General features: G+C 51.1%; 20 protein-coding genes and 1 pseudogene. 5 read left to right on the top strand and 16 right to left on the bottom strand.

The features are described 5' to 3' along the window. Nucleotides 1-422 precede the first annotated feature (422 nt). Nucleotides 423-2,276: a B12-binding domain-containing radical SAM protein gene (locus tag J2T14_RS15595; protein ID WP_307472184.1), complete on the bottom strand. Its 1,854-nt coding sequence runs from the start codon at nt 2,274-2,276 to the stop codon at nt 423-425. A gap of 125 nt (nt 2,277-2,401) precedes the next feature. Further along, nucleotides 2,402-3,946 (bottom strand): stalk domain-containing protein, encoded by a 1,545-nt coding sequence (locus J2T14_RS15590; protein ID WP_307472183.1) that lies wholly within the window; start codon nt 3,944-3,946, stop codon nt 2,402-2,404. Nucleotides 3,947-4,144: 198 nt separating this feature from the next. Between J2T14_RS15590 and J2T14_RS15585 the strand changes: the two genes are divergently transcribed. Together J2T14_RS15585 and J2T14_RS15580 are read left to right on the top strand one after the other, a co-directional pair. After that, nucleotides 4,145-5,143 (top strand): RluA family pseudouridine synthase, encoded by a 999-nt coding sequence (locus tag J2T14_RS15585; protein WP_373458158.1) that lies wholly within the window; start codon nt 4,145-4,147, stop codon nt 5,141-5,143. Between the two features lie 81 nt (nt 5,144-5,224). Beyond that, a complete protein-coding gene (locus J2T14_RS15580) occupies nt 5,225-5,554 on the top strand; it encodes a DUF1904 family protein (protein WP_307472180.1) in 330 nt (109 codons plus the stop codon). On the opposite strand, the gene J2T14_RS15575 is transcribed toward J2T14_RS15580, so the two are convergent. From J2T14_RS15575 to J2T14_RS15530, 10 genes and pseudogenes are all read right to left on the bottom strand, one after another. After that, a complete protein-coding gene (locus tag J2T14_RS15575) occupies nt 5,535-7,106 on the bottom strand; it encodes an ArnT family glycosyltransferase (protein ID WP_307472178.1) in 1,572 nt (523 codons plus the stop codon). The genes J2T14_RS15580 and J2T14_RS15575 overlap by 20 nt on opposite strands. Nucleotides 7,107-7,117: 11 nt before the next feature. Further along, entirely contained in the window at nt 7,118-8,404 is a 1,287-nt protein-coding gene (locus J2T14_RS15570) for an MFS transporter (RefSeq protein ID WP_307472176.1), read from the bottom strand. Nucleotides 8,405-8,583: 179 nt separating this feature from the next. After that, nucleotides 8,584-9,973 (bottom strand): annotated as a pseudogene (locus J2T14_RS15565) (amino acid permease). A gap of 230 nt (nt 9,974-10,203) precedes the next feature. After that, nucleotides 10,204-10,443: a glutaredoxin family protein gene (locus tag J2T14_RS15560; protein WP_307472174.1), complete on the bottom strand. Its 240-nt coding sequence runs from the start codon at nt 10,441-10,443 to the stop codon at nt 10,204-10,206. A 27-nt stretch (nt 10,444-10,470) separates the two neighbouring features. Further along, the gene (locus J2T14_RS15555) at nt 10,471-11,091 is read right to left on the bottom strand and encodes a nitrite reductase (RefSeq protein ID WP_307472172.1); all 621 of its coding nucleotides are present in this window, start codon (nt 11,089-11,091) and stop codon (nt 10,471-10,473) included. 41 nt (nt 11,092-11,132) lie between these two features. Continuing rightward, nucleotides 11,133-12,020, bottom strand: coding sequence for a hypothetical protein (locus J2T14_RS15550; protein WP_307472170.1), 888 nt, complete (start codon nt 12,018-12,020; stop codon nt 11,133-11,135). Between the two features lie 29 nt (nt 12,021-12,049). Next, nucleotides 12,050-14,485, bottom strand: a complete 2,436-nt coding sequence (locus J2T14_RS15545) for a heavy metal translocating P-type ATPase (protein WP_307472938.1) — start codon at nt 14,483-14,485, stop codon at nt 12,050-12,052. A gap of 37 nt (nt 14,486-14,522) precedes the next feature. Beyond that, on the bottom strand, nt 14,523-14,723 hold the full coding sequence (locus J2T14_RS15540; protein ID WP_307472168.1) for a copper ion binding protein: 201 nt from the start codon (nt 14,721-14,723) through the stop codon (nt 14,523-14,525). 253 nt (nt 14,724-14,976) lie between these two features. After that, entirely contained in the window at nt 14,977-15,327 is a 351-nt protein-coding gene (locus tag J2T14_RS15535) for a metal-sensitive transcriptional regulator (protein ID WP_307472166.1), read from the bottom strand. A 102-nt stretch (nt 15,328-15,429) separates the two neighbouring features. Next, entirely contained in the window at nt 15,430-16,062 is a 633-nt protein-coding gene (locus J2T14_RS15530; RefSeq protein WP_307472164.1) for a TVP38/TMEM64 family protein, read from the bottom strand. A 201-nt stretch (nt 16,063-16,263) separates the two neighbouring features. Between J2T14_RS15530 and J2T14_RS15525 the strand changes: the two genes are divergently transcribed. Continuing rightward, nucleotides 16,264-18,525 carry a UvrD-helicase domain-containing protein gene (locus tag J2T14_RS15525; protein WP_307472162.1) on the top strand — a complete coding sequence of 754 codons (2,262 nt, stop codon included), beginning with the start codon at nt 16,264-16,266 and terminating at the stop codon, nt 18,523-18,525. A gap of 82 nt (nt 18,526-18,607) precedes the next feature. On the opposite strand, the gene J2T14_RS15520 is transcribed toward J2T14_RS15525, so the two are convergent. The 3 genes from J2T14_RS15520 to J2T14_RS15510 form a co-directional block, all read right to left on the bottom strand. Continuing rightward, entirely contained in the window at nt 18,608-19,114 is a 507-nt protein-coding gene (locus tag J2T14_RS15520; protein ID WP_307200793.1) for a ferritin, read from the bottom strand. Nucleotides 19,115-19,224: 110 nt separating this feature from the next. Continuing rightward, nucleotides 19,225-19,446, bottom strand: a complete 222-nt coding sequence (locus tag J2T14_RS15515) for a DUF1450 domain-containing protein (RefSeq protein ID WP_307200795.1) — start codon at nt 19,444-19,446, stop codon at nt 19,225-19,227. Nucleotides 19,447-19,584: 138 nt separating this feature from the next. Next, on the bottom strand, nt 19,585-21,012 hold the full coding sequence (locus tag J2T14_RS15510; RefSeq protein WP_307472160.1) for a S41 family peptidase: 1,428 nt from the start codon (nt 21,010-21,012) through the stop codon (nt 19,585-19,587). A 122-nt stretch (nt 21,013-21,134) separates the two neighbouring features. On the opposite strand from J2T14_RS15510, the gene J2T14_RS15505 reads away from it, so the two are divergent. Continuing rightward, entirely contained in the window at nt 21,135-21,935 is an 801-nt protein-coding gene (locus J2T14_RS15505; protein ID WP_307200799.1) for a Cof-type HAD-IIB family hydrolase, read from the top strand. Nucleotides 21,936-22,029: 94 nt separating this feature from the next. After that, nucleotides 22,030-22,299 carry a cysteine-rich CWC family protein gene (locus tag J2T14_RS15500; RefSeq protein ID WP_307200801.1) on the top strand — a complete coding sequence of 90 codons (270 nt, stop codon included), beginning with the start codon at nt 22,030-22,032 and terminating at the stop codon, nt 22,297-22,299. On the opposite strand, the gene J2T14_RS15495 is transcribed toward J2T14_RS15500, so the two are convergent. Further along, the gene (locus J2T14_RS15495) at nt 22,206-24,659 is read right to left on the bottom strand and encodes a bifunctional diguanylate cyclase/phosphodiesterase (protein WP_307472157.1); all 2,454 of its coding nucleotides are present in this window, start codon (nt 24,657-24,659) and stop codon (nt 22,206-22,208) included. The genes J2T14_RS15500 and J2T14_RS15495 overlap by 94 nt on opposite strands. Between the last annotated feature and the right edge of the window lie 59 nt (nt 24,660-24,718).

Genomic DNA, 24,718 nt, shown 5'->3' with positions numbered 1-24,718 from the left:
CGTTCCAACCTGCCGTGCTCCTTGGCCAACAGCCAAGACACGGCAGGTTTTTATTATTCAAAGATGAGCGGTTATTTCGTTTCGTTATTTCGTTCAAGAAACCGTAATTATCGCTATATTTAGAATAACGTTCTTTCATTATTACGGAATGAATTAAAACTCACTATGTATGAAGCTAGCCTCACTTATTTCTGCGCATTTTTTGGCTGTATGATCAAAGAGTGAGGCAAACCTCATTGCCCATGAACCTAGCTTCACGGGCAGTGAGATTCGCCTCACAAATTGTGTCAAATCGGTTCGGATGTTCGTAAACACTGAGATTACCCTCATTATTTTATGAGGATGCTCATAAGACGGGAAACGTCTGAAAAAGAAAACAGCCTGGCGCCGCTCCATATTCGGACGCCAAGCCGTCTATGAACTTACTTTGTAACAACCTCGCTCATCCTGCCCGCTTCCATCGTCAGCATATGAGGACGCGGCGTCGGCTTCGTGCTGCCGGCATCGAGCGCGTACAACATGACGAGGAGCGTATGCCGCGACTTGTCTATCTCCCCGCTCGCAAGGAAAGCCGCAAGGTCGTACGGCAGCTTCTCGATGACCGCATGCTTGTGCAGCTCCTTCTCGCTTAAGCCCAGCGCGGCGAATTCCGGCGATACGTCCGCAGGGCGCTCGACAAGGCGGCGCATCCAGCCGCTCCACTCCGACTTGTCCATCGTGAACTCCCACCACGTCTTGCGCGGCTTATAGTTATGATTCAAGAAGAAATCATATTTCATAAGCCCGAGCACGACTTCGGTATCGAGACGGTCGCGAGCGTCCGCGAGCATCGAGGCTTGCAGCTCCGACCCGGCGGAAGTCTCCTCAAGCGAGCCAAGAAACGCCCATAGCCGCGAGAACAGATCCTCCAGCTGATGGCCGATCTTCTGCCAGCCGCGGCGCTCCCAATAGTCGCCGAACAGCTGGAAGAAGTCGAACGGCGAGTCGAATACGCGTTCGACCAAATAGAGCAGCGTATGGTCCATCCGATGCGCGTTCCAATATTTCTCCAGCACATCCTCAACCCGCTTGATGCGGACGATATCGCCGAACGGCATGAGATCGTTGCCGAGCATCTCGTACGGAGCCCGATCCATATAGATATAGCCCCACTTCGTTGCGTCGAGGCGCAGTCCCGTACCGCGCAGCATCTTCAGAAATCCAAGCTGCAGCTCTTCCGGGCGGAGCTCGAACACGTCGTTGAACGTCCCGCGGAACGTATCGTAGTTCTCGAGCGGCAATCCAGCGATCAAATCCAAATGCTGGTCGATCTTCTTCGAATCCTTCACCTTCGTGACGGTGCGGACGAGCTTCGACCAGTTCTGTCTTCTCTGCACCGCTTCGTTGGTCGGATCATTCGTCGATTGGACGCCGATCTCGAAGCGGAATACGCCCGGCGGCGCATGCTCTGCCAAATAGTCGAGCACCTCCGGCCGCATAATGTCGGCGGTAATCTCGAATTGGAATACGCAGCCCCGATGGTTCTCGATCAGGAATCGGAACATTTCCAGCGCATAGTCGCGTTTAATATTGAACGTGCGATCCACGAACTTAATCAGCTTGGCGCCGGAATCGATCAAATATAAAATATCGGCCTTCGTCCGCTCGATATCGAAGTAGCGTACGCCGACCTCGATACTCGAGAGACAGAACTGGCAGCTGAACGGGCAGCCCCGGCTCGTCTCGAAATAAACGACGCGGCTGCCAAGGTTCGGAATGTCCTCCTTGAATCGATGGGGCGACGGCAGCTCGGCCAAATTCAGCTTCGGACGCGGAGGCATGATGACGACCTCGGATTCCTCTCCGCGCTGCTTGCGGTAGGCAATGCCGAACACCATATGGTACTTGCCGTCTCCTTCAATCTCGGTCAACAGCTGGTCGAACGTCTCTTCGCCTTCGCCGATGACGATGAAATCAACCTCGGACACGCGGTCCATCCAGTAATTCATATCATAACTGACCTCTGGGCCGCCTAATACGATTTTGACTTCGGGCATGATTTTGCGCAGCATGTTGATGACGGTAATCGTCTCTTCAATATTCCATATATAGCAGGAGAAGCCCACTACATCCGGGTTGCGCGAGAAAATATCCGAAACGATGTTCATCGCCGGATCCTTGATCGTATACTCTGCTATATCCATATCGAACCGCTCGCCGCTGTATGCCTTCAGGCACCGCAGCGCAAGCGAGGTGTGAATGAACTTCGCGTTCAACGTCGTTAAGACGACTTTCATAGCTTTATACCTCTCTGACTTAGCGCTTAATATGAGACTGCTTCCTATTGTACAGAAATTCGGGTCAAAAAAGAAGAGGCGCCCCTTCCGCATCATGCGGACGAAGCGCCATCGTAAGATTCGTATTATTGCTTAACGTCAATAACCAGTTGATCCTTCACTTGCATATCGATGACCGGGAACCGCAAGCGCCACTTGCCCTCGCCTGCCGGCGTAACCTCGTTCTCCTCGTAGCCGCGGGGCTCGAAGGTAAGAACGCGGTCATAGGAAACGATGAATTGAATTTTCTCGTCCGGCAGCATCCGATTGAGCTCGTAACCTAAGTTAGCGGCCCAAATGCGGAGCTCGTCTGCCGATGCCGGTCCGTAGTACATGTAGAACAGCGGATCGATATCAGCCGATATGACGTACCAGCCTTCACCGTCACGCTTCACTTCCCAATTCGTAAACGTCGCCGTCTCCGCCTTCAGCTGCACGCTTCCGAATTGCTCTTCCATGAGCTTCTTCACTTCCGTGAAAGGAGCTCCAGCAAGCGTATCCGGCAACGACGGAGGAAGGAACTTCGCATCCTTGATCATCTGCTCGCTTACTCCCTCAAATAGCATGGCCGCATGCATAACCGATACGGCAACATTCAAGTGGGCAGTCGTGTTCTCCATGCCGCCGGATGTAATGCCGATCAATTCGCCCGTGTCGCCGAAGAGCGCGCCTCCGGAGCTGCCATGGTCGATCGGAGCGCTAATTTGCAAATAACGAACGCCTTCTTGATAGATGATGTTGCTGATGACGCCTTCCGACACCGTATTCTGGAAGCCTAAAGGACTTCCGATCGCTACGACCTTACTGCCCTTATCCGTGTTCATGCCATAACCGATTTCAACGGCAGGCACCCCGATAGATTCCTCCGTTTTGACAATAGCGAGGTCATCCGTCTTATCATAATGAACGACGCCAACGATGTTCAGAGCCTCCCCATTCACCATCATCGCGGTTGCCGAGGTGGCGTCGACGATAACGTGATAATTCGTCAGAATAAGGTTATCGCCAATTACAACGCCGCTGCCTTGCGCGACATTGGTAGAAATAAGAACGACGCTCTGGTCGTATTTGTCTACGATTTGCTTCGTTGACAGCTTCGGAATGTTGGCTTGCTGTTCCAGCCACTTCTCGTAAGCCAGACGCTCCGCCTCTTCCGGCGATGTGATTCGTATCGTATTGGCTGCGCTATCCCATTTCACCGTCGCCCCAAGCGATTGCGAGATGAAGCGAACAGGAACGAACGTTACTCCGCCTTTGACGATCGGCGCTGCGTCTAGCTTTACTGCCTTGCCGTTAATAAGCGCTGTTTTCTGGCCTACCGTCAACGTTATCGTTATATTGCTTTTGCGCCCGATAATCGTCTGCGTCTTCGGCTCCCAAGTTACCGATGCATGCAACGCGCCAAAAATATTGCGCATCGGCACGAACGTAACGCCGTTCTGCGCGAATGCGGATGCCGACAGCGTCAGTTTCTTGCCGTCCACATAGACGAGCGGCGACTTCGTTGCCGCGACGGCAGCCGGTGCAGCTGCTGCTTCGACCGTCGCGCCGCTAAGCGCAGGCAGCGGAGCAAGCAGAAGACCTGCGGCGAGCAGCGGGGTTAACACCATTGTTGCAAGTTTGTTGTTCACTCGTTCATTCTCCCAACTTTTTCCTTTAATAACAACTAACGTCCTATTGAATTATGGTACCATCCCTATGATTGCTTTGTCTATGAAAATAGCTTTCATAGACAGGCTCGCGCAGCCTTCCCCTTTTCGGATGAATCATTAGAATTGCAACGGCCAATCATGGTATAGTAGGTGCATTGAAGCTAGGAGGTCGTGAGCATGAATAAGGGGAGAAGTCGCCCTGAGCAACAGAAACAGAAGCAGAAGCAGAATCACAATCAGAAAGAGCAGCGGAGCAAGGTAAAGGATAACGCCAAGGAGAAGCAGAAGGCCTACGACGTGGACGAGCCTATGGAGCTGCTTCCTTTTCTCATTAAACATATCGCCGGCGCTGGACGGAACAAAATCAAATCGATGCTCGCGCATGGTCAGATTTCCGTAGACGGCAAGCCGAACACCGCCTATAATTTCCCGCTTCGGCCGGGCAGCACGGTCACGCTGAACAAAGAGCGGATCGTAGAAGCGCCGCCGCTGGAAGGCATGAAGATCGTGCATGAGGACGACGATATCATCGTCATTCATAAACAGGCAGGTTTGCTGTCTGTGTCCTCTACTTCAGGAGCGGAGAACGAGGTAACCGCCTATCGTCAATTAATGGCGTACGTGCGCGCCTACAATCCGAAGAACCGGATCTTCATCGTGCATCGGCTCGATCGGGACACCTCGGGGCTTATGCTGTTCGCAAGAAGCGAAGCGGTCCAGCAGCAGCTTCAGAACAACTGGCAGGAAACCGTTCAGGAGCGTATGTACGTGGCGTTAGTCGAAGGAGCGGTCAAGCAGGAGCAAGGAACGATCTCGTCCTGGCTCAAGGAGAGCAAGACCCTTAAGATGTATTCCAGCAAATATCCGAATGACGGCCAGCATGCCGTCACTCACTATAAAGTCATCCGGTCGGACAGAAACTTCTCCTTGCTTGAGGTACATCTGGAGACCGGCCGCAAAAATCAGATTCGCGTTCACATGGAGGAAATCGGACATCCCGTCGTCGGCGACAAAAAGTACGGCGCTCATTCGAAGGCTATCGGGCGGCTTGGCCTGCACGCCCGCGTGCTCGCATTCCATCATCCGACTACCGGCGAGCTGCTTCGGTTCGAGACTGAAATTCCGAAGCTGTTCTTGAAGCCTTTTCAGACCGATTCTCCGCCGGATAAAAAATGAAACAGACTGCATGAACATGCAGTCTGTAAGCAGGAGGGATTTCTCCGTCCTGCCATATTACCACTCTAGGAGGCTATTTGCTTGCCACATTTATTATTCCGCGGCGTAACCGCCGATCGACTGCGCGCCGTCAGCGCCCCGCTTGCCGAGACGTTAGCCGATATATGCGATTGCGGCACCGACAACTTCACGATATCTTGCCTGAATGAGACAAGCGTATATGGCGACCCGACTGACGGATCGATGTTCGTGTTCGTCGAAGTAGGCTGGTTCGACCGGGGACTGCAGACAAGAAACGACTTCGCAATTGCCGTCACGCAATCGATGCAAAAGCTTGGCGCTGCAGAGGTCGAAGTCGTGTTCATCGCTTACCGCGAGGACAGCTACTACGTTAACGGGACGCCTTGCTAACGACGGTATAGTGCATGAACTCTTTCACCTGGTAGCCGCTTAGGTCACTCGGAAGCGGATCTCCTTCGGACAAAATATAAACGGCCTCCCCGCCCGGTTCCAATGCGGCAGGCAAGCCAAACTCATAACGTCCGAAGGAACTGACGAATTGGAACGGTGCTCCCGGATTGCTGTAGTCAACCGTATCCAGGAACGTATGCGGATCGATCCGCTCGTAGAAGAGGACGTAAATATACGGCATATTGACGTTATTCGTTACATAGATCGTTCCATCCGTCTGATCAGACGCATACCGCACCGCATCGCCGAACGATTCATAGAACATCTGACCGGCTTTTTTGGGATAGTCGACGAAATAATTGCCGCAGAACATAACGAAAAATACCGCAAATGCCGCTAGCGCGACCGGGAGCGCATGCTTGATTTGCCCTTTCAGCCACATAAGCCCGGCTACCGTAAGCAGCACAAGCGGGAAAAAGACAATGTTGATTCGGTTAATGTTAATATCCGTTATAAGCGACATCAGCACAGCCGTTATTCCCCATATGGCGATAATCGCTTGCTCGGTGCGCAAGCCGCTGCCAATCTTCACGCAAACGGCATAGAGCCCGACAACCATAAGCGGAAGCGCGATCGGATACATATAACCGTAGGGGGGAATGGCATTCCATAGCAACCCGTCGCTCTGATTAACAAGCACCTGTATGAGCTGGTCAAGATGCCGGATCGCATTTTGCAGCGCATTTCCTTGGAAGACGCTCGACACCTGCTCCACCCTCGGAACGGTCAGCTTCGGAATCGAGAACAGCCACGTTTCAATCGTCCCCTTTCCTAGCCGGTTTATCAAGAGAAACAGCAGAATCGGCAGCCCCAGCACGACCATGATGCCTATATTCAACAGAAGAGTACGAAGCTTTATTTTTTTCCGAGCAATGAACAAGATCAGGACCCCGAGCACGAACACCGGAACGAAGAAATAGGCCGTACCGTAAGCGTACAACGATATCGCGATCGTAATCGCGAACAACGTGAACCATCGCGGTTGATGGATCGATTTGAACAGGAACAACACCGCAAGCAGCACCAGCGTCGGAAACAGGTTCGACTCCAGCGCCCATCTCGACATCATCATATGCCACGGACAAATCGCGATAAGGAACATTGCCGTACCGGCTGCTTCCTTCTGCTTGAACAGCTGCTTCGCGATCATGTAGAAGGCAATCATGCCGACAAGTCCGAATACGATATTAACCGCACGAACGGATACTTCGTTCAAGCCAAACAGCAAAATGAAAGGCATCGACAAGTACGCATATAAGGCGTTCTGCCCGCTGCCCCACGCGATTAGATGAATCGGCAGATGGATGCCGTTACGATCGATACCGTAATGAAGGATGGCGTAAGCGTCATAGCCGATCGACGCCTCATCCTGATTGAAACCGGCCGGTATTGCACCGGCATAGAGCAAGCGCGCAAGCGCGCCGATAGCGAACAGAACAAGGATCAACCTATTCTTTTTGACCCATTCATACGTACTTGCCATTCTTTCCATAACCACGCTTTCTATAGATCGATAGATGATTTCCGTTCCGAACCGCGAATCGGGTACAGATAGAAGAATACGAACGCCAGCAACAGCGCTCCTAGCGGAATGAAGCTCAGCATCGAGCGGATGCCCCATACGGCGGTTTCCGTCTGCACGGCATCCTTCACATACCCCGTCGTCTCCAATATAACGCCAAGCACGACTGCCTGCAGCGATACGCCCCATCTGACAATGAAGCCGTTCATGCCGAAGTACATGCCCTCTCGGCGCACCTTCGTCCGCTTCTCGTCCTCGTCAATGACTTCCGATAGCAGCATATCAAGCAGAACGAGCAGTCCGGCAAGCCCGATTCCGATTACGGCGGCGGCAATAGCGGCTGCGAGCACGCTGGAGACGAAAGCGAAAGGAATCATGGAAGCCGCGTAACAAGCGACGGCGACCATCGCCGTCTTGCGCAGCCCCCATCGGGTGACCAGCTTGCTCCACAGGAACACGCAAGGTATGGCGGCTGCGAATATAGCGCCGAGCAGGATCGTATTGCTGTCGTCGGATGCGTTAAGCACGTATTTCGTGAAAAACGGAATGATAGCGGGAAGCATCGCAAATGTAAACTGTACAAGGAAACTCGCAATGACGAACATAACGAATGCTTTGTTTGTAAACGTATATTTCAGCGATTGCTTAAAGCTAAGCTTCTCCCGCTCCACGGTGGTCTTCTCTTTGCTTGTCGACACCATGATAATGAGGAACAAAAGAGCGACGCCTGCGAAGATAGCGCCCATCGGGCCCCAGCCCAAGTCGCCGTACAGAAGCGGCGGCAGGGCAACGCCGATTATCATGCCTACGATGCCGAGCATCTGGCGCGAAGCGGATACGCTGGCGCGTTCCCTCATTGTTGTGAACATCTCCGGAAACAGAGAAGAGTAGTTGAGCACAACCATAACGAACAAGATATCGTACACCAGAACGATAATGACGAAATACCAGAATAACGCCATTCCCTCGCCTACGGGAAACCATATCGCGGTGAATGCGGCGGCCAGCGGTACCATGCCGAACAGCATATACGGAACGCGCCTTCCCCAGCGCGACGTCGTCCGATCCGACAGGTGACCGAACAAAGGATTCAGAATCGCATTCACGATCCCATGCCCGACCATCGCGGCGCTTATGAGACCAGGCTTCACGCCAAGCACGTCCACGTAATAAAACACGATGTAAGTCGCGAACGCCTGCGCAATTAAATTTACCGACAAATTTCCCGAACTGTAGGCTAGCTTCGTGCTTAACCGACCACCCAACATGAACAACACGCTCCCGGATACGATTGAAAAATGACTAAATCTGTCACTTTTATATTAACGTACCGTTCCTATTTATTCCAAGAAATAGTTTTGGTGCATAAGCCATTATTCGATATTTTCGCCATAAGAACCAAGGGAAGTTTGTATTTGCGGAAAATTATCGTGGAATAGTTTCAACTCTAATCCACCTTGTCCAGCCGGCACTCGCGAAGCGGAACGAGCGTCGTCCGGTACTTCCACTTGTAGCCGAGGTAGATCAGCAGAAACAAGGGGAGGCCGATATAAGTGGCGATAACCCCTCTCCAGTCTATGTCGCCGCCTAGAAATTGCGCATAGCCCTGACCGACCATGACGATTAAGCAGATAAGGAACGCGAAGATTGGTCCGAACGGGTACCATAACGCCCGGTAGGGGAGCTCGTCTAAACTCCGTCCTTGCGCGGCGAACGCCCTCCGAAATCGGTAGTGGCTCATGGCGATGCCGATCCAGGCGAGGAATCCGGACATGCCGGACGCATTAAGAAGCCATGTATAGACGGCCCCTTCGCCGAACAAGGAAGCGAGGAAAGCGATCATGCCCACGGCGGACGTCACAAGGAGCGCCGCGATCGGAATGCCCCGTTTGTTCAATGTATTCAGCCAAATTGGCGCTTTCCCTTCCTTGGCGAGCACCCACAACATTCGGGTAGATGCATACATGCCCGATGTTCCGGCGGAGAGCACGGAAGTCAGTATAATCGCATTCATAAGCGATGCCGCAAATGCGAAGCCCGCACGCTCGAACACGATCGTGAACGGGCTAACGGCGATATTCTCGACACCGGACTGAAGCAACAGCGGGTCCTTGTGCGAGATGATGGCGCCGACGATGAAGAGCGCCAGAATGTAGAAGATGAGAATGCGCCAAAAGATTTGTTTGATCGCCTTCGGCACGCTTCGCGCGGGATCTTCGCTCTCTCCCGCCGCAATCCCGATCAGCTCTGTGCCCTGGAAGGAGAAGCCCGCTGCCATGAATACGCCGAATATGGCCAAGAACCCGCCGGGAAACGCCGTCTCCCCTTCGTTCATCCAACGGATGCCGCCTTGATGTCCGCCCATGATGCCAACGATCATGAGCAACCCGACTAGGATAAAGAGGATGACGGTCGCTACTTTCAAGAACGAGAACCAATATTCCGTATGCCCGCACGGACAAATAGTTGATGCCCGCCATCACGCCCAAGAAGATGATGCTCCACAGCAGCGTAGAGGAGTTCGGCAGCCAATATTTCACGATGAGATTCGCCGCCGCGATCTCCGCCGCTATCGTAATCGCCCAGTTGAACCAATAATTCCATCCCAAGGTGTAACCGAGAGCAGGATCCACGAATCTTCCGGCATACGTGCTGAAGGACCCCGGTACCGGCATATAAGCGGCCATCTCTCCAAGGCTCGTCATTAGAAAATAAACCATGAGGCCGATTGCCCCATAAGCAACGAGCGCTCCTCCCGGACCTGCCGAATGAATCGCGCCGCCGCTCGCGAGAAACAATCCCGTGCCGATGGAGCCACCGATCGCAATCATTGTCATATGGCGCGCCTTAAGTCCCCTTACGAGTTGATCGCCGCTTTGTTGTTGTCCCTTCTCCACGCCTCAAACCCCCATCTCAACAGATGGGTATATCATTTGGAAATCGGGAGTTTCTCATACGGCTTCCATATAGATTCAGTCTCCATGAAGATCCCACCCATACCATCGCATTTGCATACAAGAACAAGAAAAAAACTCACTACAAAGTGAGCTTTTAATTAATCATATTATTAAACCAGTAATTCGCTAATTTCTTTTAGATTTTCAGTAAATCCAACAAATACTTTATCGTTAATGACGATAGTCGGGACGATTTGTTTCCCCGTTAATTCCCACACTTCTCTTGGATAAGCTTCGTCGTCTTCGCAATTGTATTCGGTAAAGGGGATCTGATTCTCATTAAAATATCGTTTCGCATAGGTACAATCACTGCATGTCGGTATCGTATAAATTCGCAATTGTCCAGCCAAGGTTACCACTCCTTCAAATTCTTCCGATTACCCAGCAATTTGCTTTAAATGATCAAGCGTTATTCGATCGATGAATTTGTTGAATTTTTCTTTTCCTTTTGCATTTTCCTTATAGAAATCAATAAGAGTTTTTATAACCGGCACCAGCCTATCCTCTGTTAACCCCGTAAGCAGCAGTTTGGCTATTGACGTTTTTAAGCCTTTAGGTTCTCCTCCGACGTAAATATCGAACGTATTCCTCATTTTTACAACACCAATGTCTTTTAGAAGAGGTTCGCTAGTCCCCAGCGCACATCCGGCATAGCCAATCTTAAGCGGAGTGGGCGTTTCAATGCCTGCAATGGCTTTATTTAATATTCGTGCCGTATCCAATCCCGCCTCTTCCGCTCCTTTGCAAAAATGGCAGGCAATCAAACTTTTTGTTGTAGAACCCGGCGGGTAAACTTCAAGACCGACGAGCTTGAATTGTTCTACAATGGCATCGCGCCTGTCAAACGGAACCTCTACATAAAGTTGCTTAAAAGGAGTCATTTCAATCTTGGCATCCGCACCTAAAATCGTCCCGATTTTGGCAAGTTGCTCCGGAGAAAATAAACTGCCGCCAACTTGAATTTCAGGGGCAACAGCAATCTTCGTTTTCTCTCCCATGTCCGGGTACCTCCCTATTTATCGTATATTCGGTTTATTGTTTATTTGATTTCAACTACGAACGGGACGGTTATGACTTCTCCATTATGCTGAAATTGTCCCCATATTTTATATGTGCCGCTTTGAGGGAAAGTGGTCGCAAATTCCGCAACGGGACCAGTGGCTTTCTCATCAAGCGGATGAACATGGAGATAACTTTCCGCATCGGCCGACAGTATAACGACATGACCTACTGCACCAAGGTATGGCTCCAGGTTGCTAATTCCTTCTTTCGTTACGGAATCGCGAATAGTAAAGGAGAGCGTTATTTCTTCTTTCGGCTTCATACCGCTCAAAGCAAGCTCTATCTCTTTGCCGCTTACCTCTTGGATCAGGTTCGTGTCGGGTGTAATATCCGCATGCTCCCCTTCCTTGCCTTCTACTTCTACCCAATCGCTAAGCGTCAAATTGGCTCCGCCAGAAGGGATAAAATCTGCAAACACCTTATATTCCCCGCCCGCAGGAAAAGAAGTTTCTACCGTAAACTTGCCCTCTCCCTGAAATTCCGGATGGATATGATTAAAGAACGATAAATCATGATTAACAATGATCAAATGAAGCAACTTCTCATGATTGACCTCGTAGTCGTTAATCGGTTTTCCGTCATCGCCGGTAATCTGAATCGCTAATTCCGTATCCTCATTGGCTTTAGCACCGCCGGAGACAAAATTAAAGGAGGCTTCGAGATTGCTGCTTTCCGTCGTCTGTGCGTTATCGCCATGCCCGCTATGACCGTTGTTACTGTTCTCTTTATCGTCGGTTGCATTCTGCCCGCCGTGGCCATCATGCCCTGCAGCAGAATCATTCCCTCCTGAAGCATTGCCGCAAGCTGCCAACAAACCAAGGATTAGGATGATTGAGATAAGGAGGGTCAACTTTTTCTTTTTCATTCGAATTCTCCATTCCATTATTAAAAGTTTTATTGACGTACACGGACACGCTGCAAGCGGAGTGCGTTAAGGACGACGGAAACCGAGCTTAATGCCATTGCCGCGCCCGCAACCCATGGCGCTAGCAGGCCAATCGCGGCGATCGGAATGCCAAGCGTGTTATAGCCCAGCGCCCAAAATAAATTTTGCTTAATGTTGCTCATCGTCTTGCGGCTCATATAGATCGCGTCCGGAATGCTCGAAAGATCGCCGCGCATCAGCGTCACGTCGGCTGCCTCCATCGCCACATCGGTGCCCGTGCCGATCGCCATCCCTACATCTGCCGTAGCCAGAGCGGGCGCATCGTTAATGCCGTCCCCGACCATTGCCACTTTTTTGCCGCTTGCCTGCAGTTTCTTCACTTCCTCCGCTTTGCCTTCCGGAAGAACTTCCGCCAGCACTTGCTCGATGCCGACTTGCTCTGCAATGGCTTTTGCCGTACGTGCGTTATCGCCTGTGATCATAATAACCTGTATGCCCATTTCCTTCAGCCGGGTAATTGCAGCCTTCGATGTTTCTTTCACCGTATCCGCTACGGCAACAATCCCTGCGTAACGATTATCTACCGCGACAAGCATCGCTGTCTTGCCAGTCTCTTCGAGTCGTGACATCGTATCGTAAGCAAGCCTTGCATCCACATCGAACTTCTCCATTAACCGGCGCGTACCGATTAGCAATTCCTTGCCTTCCACGATCGCTTTAATGCCGAATCCAGGGATGGCTTCGAACGCTTCAGTGCCTGGGAGAGTTATACTTCTTTCAAGGATGCCCGCAACAATCGCTTCCGCAAGCGGATGCTCCGAGTTTTTCTCCGCAGCGCCCACAAGCCTCAGAAACTCTTGCTCGTCGGTGTTCGTCAATACATCCGTCAATTCTGGCTTTCCTTTGGTGACTGTACCTGTTTTATCTAAAATAATAGCGTCAATCTTATGCGTCTGTTCAAGATGCTCGCCGCCTTTGAACAATACGCCCAGCTCGGCTGCACGGCCGGATCCCGCCATAATAGAGGTCGGAGTTGCCAGACCAAGCGCGCATGGGCAGGCAATGACCAGAATCGCGATCGCTTTCTCCAACGCTTCCGCAACATCGCCCGGGGTAACGAAGAAGAACCAGACCAAGAAAGCAGCGATGGCGATGCCGACGACTATCGGTACGAAAATGCCTGAAATGACGTCCGCCACCCGTTGGATGGGCGCTTTGGATCCTTGCGCTTCCTCGACGACCTTGATAATCTGCGCAAGCGCGGTTTCCTTTCCGACTTTCGTCGCTTGTATTCTAAGCCTTCCGTTTTTATTGATCGTCGCACCGATGACGGCGTCGCCGGATTTTTTCTCGACCGGAATACTTTCTCCGGTTAACATGGATTCATCTACCGACGAGGTTCCTTCCACAACCTCACCATCTACCGGTATTTTCTCCCCCGGCTTCACAATCACGTTATCCCCTGCGAGAACTTCATCAACCGGAATGGTGAGCTCTTGACCTTCGCGAATGACCAATGCTGTTTTCGCTTGAAGTCCCATCAATGATTTAATGGCCTCCGAAGTCCGCCCTTTGGCGAGCGACTCGAACAATTTGCCCATTATAACGAGCGTGATGAGCACGGCGCTCGTTTCATAATACAGAGATGGCCCGTGATGCGCGGAGGCGCCTTTGAAGAGCCAATCGATTGTGAGATACAAACTGTAGAAAAAAGCAGCCGATGTCCCAAGCGATACAAGCACATCCATATTTGCACTGCCGTTGCGAAGCGCCTTATAAGCACCTACATAAAATTGTCTTCCGACATAAAATTGAACGGGCGCGGCCAAAATAAGCTGAAACCATGGATTCATGAATAGGTCCGGTGTGTAGATCCATGAAGTGAACGAAAAATGTCCGACCATGCTCCACAATAGCGGGAGCGAGAGAATAGCGGATAGAAGCAAAATTCGTTTTTGATGCCGGATTTCTTTTTGGCGATGGTCGCCCTTATTTTCGTTCTCTTGCTTCGTATTTGCTTTATAACCTAACTGTTGCACCTTATTTTGCATATCGGCTATGGAGATTTCACTTGGGGAATATTCAACCCGTGCGGTTTCCATTGCAAAATTGACTGTTGCATTCGTTACTCCCGGGAGCTTGTTAAGCCCTTTCTCAATCCGGTTCGCGCATGCGGCGCATGTCATGCCTTCTATCTGAAAATCAACGGCTTCTTTTGCCGTACCGTATCCCAATTTACTAATGCTTTCCTCCAGTTTATCTATGCCTACAACTTTCGAATCATAAGTCACGCTGGCTTTCTCAAGAGCAAAATTTACATTCGCGGAGGAAACGCCATCCAGTTTATTCAATCCCTTTTCGATTCGATTTGCGCATGCGGCGCAAGTCATGCCGGTAATTTGAAAAGTCACCTGCTTGTTATCGTTCGTTGCAGTAGCTTCCATTGCCATCAGCCTTTCACTCCTTTATTTCGTTGTTTACTCACTCAACGTCGTAGCCTTGCTCTTCGATCGCTTCTTTTACTGCCTCAAGATCAACTTGATTCTCGTCAAAGGATACATCCACCGTATTTTTCGTAAGATTGACTTTCCCAACGACACCGATCGCTTTCAGCGCGCCTTCGATCGAATTTACGCAGTGCCCGCAACTCATTCCCTCTACTTGCAAAGTCATATTTGTCATTATTCATCTTCTCCTTTATTTTTGATTATTGGTTTTCATCGATTTGATCATTCAATTGCATCATTTCTAATCGCAAGTCGTTTGATGCGATGACTAACAATCATTGCCATCCTTTTCTTAAACTTAGTATACCCCCCTACCCTATAATTAGTCAACAGTTTTTTACGATACCCCCGTAATGTATTTTTACTTATCAAAAAAAGCAGCATTTCTGCTGCTCAATCTTACTTTCTTACCACTCGCCCCTTTACCTTTATTTGATTAACTTGTTCATCGTAGTCAGCAATTCAGCAAGGACTTCAGTATCCCCATCCTGCAGACGTTCGATGACACAACTTTTCATATGATGTTCAAGCAAAAGTTTCCCTACGCTGTTTAATGAAGATTGAATGGAGGCAATTTGATTCAACACATCGTCGCAATACGTATCCTTTTCGATCATTCCTTTTACGCCGCGAATTTGACCTTCTATCCGATTAAGACGTGTAACTAAATTTTTTTTATCCTTCTCCGAATGATGGCTCTTTCTCTCTGACTCCTCTGCCCCGCAACATGAAGAACCTTCATGAGAGGTTGGTTCTACGAGATCCGTTTGTTCGCTCATTTAAATCCGCCTCCTTCTTATATAATACCATACGGTCATACCCTATATATATCCGTCAAAGATTTTACATGTTATCTAAAATGATCTTAGTACGGATACTAATTACCGTCTTTTATAGTTAAGCAATCGATACAACGCATAAATGATAAGCAAACATAGAGCATAAATGACAAGGACGGTCATCCATTCCCCGGAACCAGAGTGCATATTGACCCCAACATAAGCAAATATAAGCATGATGGGAATTTTGCCAATCAGGGTCGACAATATAAATATCGGGAAAGGCAGACCGAATACGCCAGCATACATATTGATAAGCGATGCCGGCATAATGGGAATCATTCGTGCAATTAACAACGACCAGAATGAATGGTTTTTAATAAACGTATTCATTTTCCGAAACGAGGTACTTCTTTCCGCCCATACTGTTCCGAGATTATTCAGTAAATAACGAAATAAAAAGTAAATCAACGCGGCAGCTAGCGTCGAGGCGGCTATGTTGATCAGACTACCCCACAATAGACCATACTTCGCTCCGATTACTCCGCCAACTAATCCGAACGGAATGCCTGGAACAGCGGCTAGTATTACAACAAGCACAAAGACAATGATGAAGCCTCCGTCTTTATCTTCATTAATCCAATTCATTAATACATCCGCGTTCAATAAAACGATTAGGCTAACTGCAACGCTAAGAGATGCAAACATCCATTTGTGAACTTTCAAATAATACACTTCTCCCCCATTGACTCTCCGCCCTAGCTTACTACGTTAAACATACTAAACTCAAATCCGATGACGAGGGTTGCAAGGCCGGTAAGCAGGACCGGCTTTACTGTCTTGAACAACTCCTTTTTGCAATGAATCATTAAGCTAGTCGAAAACTTATGCCATCTGCTATGATGGTCTATATATTGTCGACGAAGGTGATTGATCATGAGTCTTACCTATTATTCTTACCCGATTGGGATTCAAAATAGTTCCATTCCCGTTGCCGACCGCGCTGAAGCCGATACGAGCGTTCAGCTCGTCGTCGGCAAGGAGGCGGACGCCGGCTTCTTCCGCGCGCTGGAGCGGCATGGCATCTCGCTCAACCGGCCGCAAATCGCCGCCGTGCGCCACGATGCCGGCCCGGCGCTAACGCTTGCGGGCGCCGGCTCAGGCAAGACGTCGGTGCTCGTCTGCCGCACCGCCTATCTGGTTGCGCTGCGCGGCGTGCAGCCGCAGCGGGTGCTGCTTATGACCTTCTCCAAGAAGGCTGCCGACGAAATGAAAAACCGCATACGCTCTCTGCCTGTCATTCCTCCGCAGGCGGCGGGCGGCATCGAGGCGCGCACCTTCCACTCTTTCTGCCTTCAGTTGCTTCGTGGGAGCGGCTTCCGGCAATCGATTCTTAGCGAGACAAGCCAGAAGCTTGTCTTCTTCAAGCGGCTGATGCGGGAGCTCGCGCATACGCTGACTCGCGAATACGAGCCGGAGACGCTGCTTGCCCAGTTGTCCGCGGTGAAGCTGCAAATGATCGACGTGAGCGAGCTGCCGGAGACTACCTCGGAGGAACGCGAGCTGAAGGTGCTGTTTACGAGATACGAGCTATGGAAGAAGGAAACGGATCGCTTCGACTTCGACGACCTGCTGCTCGAAGCGTATCGCCTGCTCTCGAACGACAAAGCGCTGCTAGACTCGTTGCAGCAACGCTTCCGATATATCATGATCGACGAATTCCAGGATACGAACGAGGTACAGTACGCCATCGTGAAGCTGCTTGCCGCCGGCCATCGCAATCTAATGGTCGTTGGCGACGACGATCAGACGATCTATTCGTTCAACGGCGCCCGCAACGACTATATCTTGAACTTCGAGCAGCAATATCCGGGTGCTGCGATGATCGTTCTCGATATTAATTATCGCTCGACCGCTGCCATCGTCGGTCTTGGCAATGCGATCATCCGCCGTAACAAGCTTCGCAAGCCGAAGACTTTGCATGTCGTGAAGCCTAAGGGCGAGCCACCCTCCTATGCCCGTGTCAAGACGACGCAGGAAGAAGCTGTGCTCATCGCGAATACGATTGCGCAGCAGCAGGAGCAAGGCGCACGCTCCTTCGGCGACTTCGCCGTGTTATACCGGACAGCCAGCAGCAGCCGGGCGCTCGTGGAGCAGCTGCTGATCCGGCAATTGCCCTTCGTCGACTTCGGCGACGGCCAACTGTTCTACGACAATTGGGCTGTCAAGCCGCTGCTTGCCCATCTGCGGCTCGTGCTGGACCGCCGCAACTTCGACGCGATCGAAGCGATGCTCCAGACGTTGTACGTGAACCGCGAGCAAGCGATGGCGTTCATCTGGAATCAGGACAAGGAACGGGCCAAGAAATGGCCGCTTATTCATTTGCTTGACTACCCGGCCTTGAAAGAATTTCAGAAGGACAAGATCAAGGAGCGCATCAAGCTGCTGAAGACGCTCACCGAGCTTAAGCCGCAGGCTGCTATTGCCGTACTGCGGCAATCGTTCTACGACCAGTATTTGGAGACGGGCAAGCAAAGCGTCCTTACCGAGCATAAGGAAGGGATTAAGGAGGTCGTCGACGAGCTGGAATCGGCCGCGCAGGCACATGAAACGATTGAGGCTTTTCTCGGTTATATCGACGATATTACAGACAAGCATGCCTCCGCTGCGCAGTTGAAGAAGAATCATAATGCGCCGAAACGCAGCACGATCTCGATGATGTCGATTCATAAATCGAAGGGACTCGAATTTCCAGCCGTCTTTCTCCTCGGGGCGTCGGAGGGCATATTGCCGCACGCTTCCGCACTAACCGCCGATAAGCGAAGCGACCGCAGCGCGGCGCAGACGGGCGAAGACACGGGGGCAGAGGCGCTGGAGGAAGAACGGCGGCTTGCGTATGTCGCCGTCACCAGAGCGCAGGAGCAGCTCTATATAAGCTCACCGGCCGTGTACCATGGCAAGCCCGCCGAACTGTCCAGATTCGTTCTGTCTGCCTTCCAACCCGAAAGCGAAGAAGCAGATGATAGTCAGGAACGCGGTGAATTGGCGCTTGCCTGGATGTGTTCAAGCGATAGCTGCAAAGTTTGGCAGCGAATCATTACGTACGAGGATGCGCAGGCGGAGCAGCGCGAATGCCCGCTATGCAAAAGCCCGATGCGCAAAGGGCCGAAACGGCTTCCAAATGCGATTAAAATCTAACGGACTCCTATAATGAACGAAGGGCTGTTCCGGAAGGTCATGGACGACCTCCTGGAACAGCCCTTTGTTTTTGCGCTAACTCTTACTCGCCAGTTGGAGGCGTGAACGAACGCTGTGCGAACTCCGCATCGAGCATATAGAAAGCGTTGCTGTCTTTCTCGATACGCTTCAGCTTATGAATGATGTTATCGAACAACGCTTCCTCTTCGACCTGCTCGTCGATGAACCACTTCAAGAAGTTGATCGTCGCATGCTCGCGATCGTTCATCGCAAGATCCGACAGGTTGTAGAAGCGCTGCGTATTTTGCTGCTCATGACCGTATCCGGCCTCGAACGTATCGAGAACGGATTTGTAATCGTTTTTCGGCTCGCCGAGAGCGGTTATCGTCGCACGGCGTCCGCGGTCATTCAAAAACTTGTATATTTTCATTGCGTGAAAACGTTCTTCCTCGGCTTGTACAAGGAAAAAATTCGCAAAGCCTTCCAAGTTCTCGGCAGAGCAATACGCCGCCATTGCTAGGTACACATGGGCGGAGTAAAATTCAAAGTTCATTTGTTCGTTTAATGCTTCTGCTAAATTGTCCTTCATTGGCGTAACGCACCTCTCTTCACTAGATTGTACTTATTCTAACACAAGCGGAGACAGCTGTCGCCATCCTTTGGCAACAAATGCTAAAGAATGGCGACGTATGATTGTATTTAACCGATCATTTTTTTTAGTCTCTTATAGAGCTGGTCTGCCGATGGCGCGGTGATCGTTTTGGACTTAACGACGACGAAGCATTCAAGCTTGCAGGTTTTGCAATTGCCTAGACAATCGCTCTTCTTCTGCTTGATATCGGGATACTTATCCTTCATCGCCTTATAGATCGGCTTCAGGCCGTGTCTGAAATTACGCTTGCAATACTTGATCTTCTTCACATCAGTCACCTCTCGCCGCCACGGTGTAATCATCTCTTATTGATGATAATGATTATCACTCCCGTTGTCAACAGCGAAATTCATCGGCTTGTATGCTCAAGCCTGCAAACTTAAGCGAAAGACTGGCGTCAGCCAGCTCTACGCGCCTTGGCCCTTCAGCACTTCTACCCCTTTGAGCAGCTGCGGATCCTCGCGGTCAAGCTTCTCTCTCAGCCTCTGCAGCAATTGATAACCGCTCTTATCGTTGAACTGCCCCGTCGACTCCAGCTTCTCAGCCGCTTGGAACTTCTTCATGGCGGCGGCAGTCTGCTCGTCATAGTAGCCCTCCACGCCTGCCGGTCCGTAACCAAGCTCCTGCAGCACGAGCTGCAGCGTATGAACATCTTCGCCGTAGCTGCCGATCTTCATGGCCGTTCCGATCGCAAGCGGTCTTAAACTTGCATACGCCGGCAGCGAGACAACATGATCCGGCGTTACGCCCTTTTTGTTGATCCACGCTCCGCCCGGCGTCTTCCACTGGGCTTCGGTCAAGCTAAGGACAGAGCCGTCGGCGAATTGCTTGAACGCCTGAACGACGCCTTTGCCGTATGTCTGCTCTCCAATGACGGTTGCTCCAGCCGATTCCTTCAATGCGGCAGTCAGCACTTCGCTTGCGCTGGCCGACTGTCCGTTCACGAGCACCGCAATGGGGATCGTCCATTCCTTCTCTTGGCGGGACTTATACGTAATAATCTGGCGCTCGTCCTTGTACACGACGTCCAATATCGCTTTGCCGTCGGGAATAAGCATGTTCGCGATCTCAATGGTTGGCTTAAGCAAGCCGCCAGGGTTGGAGCGAAGATCGAGCAGCAGCCCTTTTAGCGGTTTATCCTGCTGCAGCTTGCCAAGCTCGGTCTTGAACTCCTCCCCCGTCATATCAGCGAAGCGGCTAATCGTCACATGCCCTATCCCGCCCTCAAGCAGCTTCGATGTGACCGTATGTACCGGTATTGCCTCCCGCTTCAACGATACTTCGATCGGCTTGGAATCGCTGCCCCGAACGACCTTCACGACGACGGACGTCCCTTCTTCCCCTCTCACGAGAGCCAGCAGCTCTTGAAAGTCTTTGCCTTTCGCCGCCTGACCGTCGATTGCCGTTATGATGTCGCCGGGCAGCAGTCCTCCGCGCTCGGCCGGAGCGCCCTTCGTCAAGCCGCTAATGACATATTGATCTTCCTCGACGCGAATTTCCGCCCCGATTCCATAGAATTGCCCCTCGTAAGATTGTGTATACGCATCTCCCTTCTCTCCGGTCATATAACTCGAATACGGATCTTCCAGCGCTGCGACCATGCCTTCGGCTGCCCCGTCCAGCAGTTGCTTCGGCTCTGCGCCGTTCAAGTAGTCGCTAATGACTCTGTCATACGATGCGGCGAACTGCTGAAAGCCCGGCTCCCGCAGCATGGGATAACGAATGCCCGTCCATAGGAGTCCAATCGCGAACCCGATAGCCGCGCACAGTACCGCCCCAAGCGCGCATAGCGCAATAAATCGTTGTTTCGCTGCATTAGAGGTAAAAATGTTCATGTGATGACATCCCTTCAGGTTATGTGGATAAGCTTGCCGCATAAGCGTTGAATGATCGGTTTATTTTCGTTACAATCAAGGTTAACAATAGAAAGAGGTTAGAGAGGAGCTTTACCGCTATTATGTATAAGCTAATTGCAATTGATGTAGACGATACGCTGCTGACCGACGAACTCATCGTGACGGAAGGAACGAAGAGCGCCATGGCCGCTGCGATCGCGCAAGGCGTAACGGTTACGCTCGCTACGGGCCGCATGTATTCTTCCGCTGTGAAGATCGCCAAGCAGGTTGAGCTCAATGTTCCTATTATTACGTATCAGGGCGCCCTCGTCAAAACGCTGCTGGGCGGCACCGTTTTATATGAGCGCAACGTGCCAACCGATGCAGCTAAGGAGCTATACCGATTCGTGCAGGAAAACGGTCTTCATCTGCAGCTGTACGTCAATGACGAGCTGTACGGGACGGAGGACAACGATAAAATCAAAGCGTATTCCAAGCTTTCTAACATTCCTTACAAAATCGAGCCTGACTTCGATAAGTTAATCGATCGGCCGCTTAACAAAATGCTCATTATCGACGATCCCGCCAAACTCGACGTCGTCGCGGAGCAGCTTCGCCCGCTTATCGGCGACCGCGTCCATATTACGAAATCGAAGGCTCATTATCTGGAGTTTATGCATAAGGAGGGCACGAAAGGACATGCCCTTCGTTTCATGGCCGAGCATCTCGGCTGCACGATGGACCAAACGATCGCGATGGGCGATGCTTGGAACGATAACGAGATGATTACCGCTGCCGGTCTTGGCGTCGCAATGGGCAACGCGATCGATTCGTTGAAAGAAATTGCCGACTACGTCACTTTCTCGAATAACGAGGAAGGCGTTCGTCACGTCATAGAGAAATTTGTACTCAACGCCGAATAACGAGACAAAAAAAGTGGCTGTTCGGGAGCAAGACGCCCGTCAGCCACTTTTCGCCTATGAACATATTGCAATAAGAACGGAGGTTTTACCGCCTATGAATTGTCCTATCTGCGGTCAACCCAATCATTGCGGCGTTGCGACATCCTCAATCAATGAAAGCGGCAGCGCCTGTTGGTGCTTCCATGTCTCTATTCCCGACGGACTGATAGCGCTCGTTCCTCCCCATCTGCGTGGAAAATCATGCATCTGTCGGAGCTGCGTCGACGCTTATCACGAGTCCGATAAGGAGAGCTCGGCATTAGAGCGCTGCGGCTTGAAGAATGACTGTTCCACGTCGGCAGCCGATAACGGCTTGCTGAAGTAGTAGCCCTGTATTTTCCGACAATCCTTGTCCGTCAATATGTCAAGTTGAGCCTTTGTCTCGATGCCCTCCGCGATAACTTCCATATTCATATTTTGCGCCATAGCGATAATCGTGGCGACGATCGCCTGATCGTTGCCGCTATTCGTAATGTCCCGTATGAAGGAGCGGTCGATCTTAAGCTTTTGGATCGGGAACATTTTCAGATAACTAAGCGAGCTGTAGCCTGTACCGAAGTCATCCAGACTGATGCGAACGCCGTATTCGTTCAGACGCTTCATTATATCGGCCGACAACGTTGCATCCATCATCATGCTCTCCGTAATTTCAAGCTCCAGAAAATGCGGCTCCAAGCCGACTTCGTCCAAAATATTTTTGACATACCCTGCCAAGTCGGGCTGATGGAACTGCTGCGACGACAGATTGACCGCAACGGGTATGAGCGGCCCGCCTGCCAAGTGCCACTTGCGCATCTGGCTGCATGCTTCGCGAAGCACCCAGGTTCCGATCTCGTATATAATGCCCGTCTCCTCGGCGATTGGAATGAACGTTCCCGGCGGCAGCAGCCCTTTTTCCTTATGCTGCCAACGAACAAGCGCCTCGACGCCGATCATCTCGTTATCGGACGTTCTAATCTGCGGCTGATAGTGGAGCAGCAGCTCGCCGTTCTCTACCGCCTTGCGCAGATCGCCTTCCAGCTCGATCTTCTGCTGAAGAAGAGCATCCAGCTCATGCGAGAAAAACAAATAGCCGTTTTTCCCCTTCTTCTTCACTTCGTACATCGCCGTATCGGCATTTTTAAGCAATTCGGCAGCATTTTGTCCATGTTGAGGGAACAGGGCTATGCCGACGCTTGCCGACACGTAGAAGTCATTGTCCATTAACCGATATGGGATTTGAATCGAGTGAATGATACGTTCCGCCAGCTCGATAATCTCCGCCTCTTCGGAACAGTTGCGGCATAGAATGGTAAATTCGTCTCCCCCCATACGTGCGAGCATCACATCCTGCCCTTCCAGGCTCGAGTGAATACGGTTCGTCAATTCCTGCAGGAAGATGTCGCCATACGTATGGCCAAGCGAATCGTTGATCATTTTGAACCGATCGATATCCAGGACCATAACGGCGAACGGCAGGCGGCTTGCGCTTCGGGCTTCAATCCATTCGCCAATCGCCTGGTTAAACTTGCGGCGGTTCGGCAGACCGGTCAGCTCATCGTGAAACGCCAGATGATGAATCCTCTGCTCCGCCTGCTTCTCGTCCGTAATGTCCTTGAAAATTATATAGCTGCCGGCAACGCTTCCCTCGATAATAACGGGAACAATCGTTACGGTCAGCATAACGGCTTCGCCGTCCTTAATTAGGGTCGTATCATGCGTAGAACGCAGCCCCTCGAACGCATGAAAGAACATTTCGCTCGTCTTGACGCGATCCGCTTCGGCTATTACTGAGACAAGCTCGGATATCGGCTTGCCCAGCACCCGCTCCTTCGTCAGACCCGTAATATGTAGCGCAGCTTCATTAAAGCCTGTGACTTGATAGTTCAGATCGACTGAAACGATACCGTCCAGATTATTATCGTATAAGGACTTATACCATTTCTCGCTTTCCTCCAATGCCGTATCCTTAATGTTCAATCGCTTGGAAATGACAATGCCGAATAACGATAATCCGAGTGTGAACAACGTCCCGCCGACGATCAGATAACCAAGCAGCTCCTGATCAAGGATAATGCCGATCGAGAATGGCGTCCTGTTGTTCGGATGGAAGTGCGTCGCGAACATGCCCGTATAATGCATCCCCACAATAGCCGCTCCCATAATAATACCGCTGCCCAGCTTCTTCCAGCCCGCGTTGCTAGCCTTGCCCCCGCGAAAATAAAAAGATAGCCACAGCGCCGCGATCGACGCCACGATCGCAATCGCTACCGATAACGCGAACATCGGCGGATCGTAGGATAAATCAACTAAAATAGCCGCCATTCCGACATAATGCATCGTCGATATGCCAGTGGCAAGCAATAATCCGCCTGTAAGAAGCTGGGATACCGTCAATTGATTGCGGCCTACGACATAAAGCGCTATGAATGCGGCCGCAATCGCCGCAACGACGGAGGCGAATACGATGACAATATCATATCGAATGGTGATCGGCAGCGAATAGGCGAGCATGCCGACGAAATGCATCGACCATATGCCCATGCCCATAATGGCCGCGCCGAACGACAGCCAGCCCAATCTGCTTCTGCCTTTGGCGTTGCTTACTCTGCCTGCTAAATCAAGTGCTGTATAAGAAGCCGCAACCGCTATAATATAAGAGAAAACAACGAGTAAACTGTCGTATGATCCGTGTATGTGCTCCATCGTATGCCCTCATTTCGGTTACGTAAACATCTGCCAAGCTTTTGTCGAAATCTAGCGAA

The sequence above is a fragment of the Paenibacillus harenae genome (assembly GCF_030812415.1).
Taxonomy (GTDB): domain Bacteria; phylum Bacillota; class Bacilli; order Paenibacillales; family Paenibacillaceae; genus Pristimantibacillus; species Pristimantibacillus harenae_A.
Note: the sequence above shows the minus strand (reverse complement) of the source record. Positions and strands in the feature narration are given on the sequence as shown.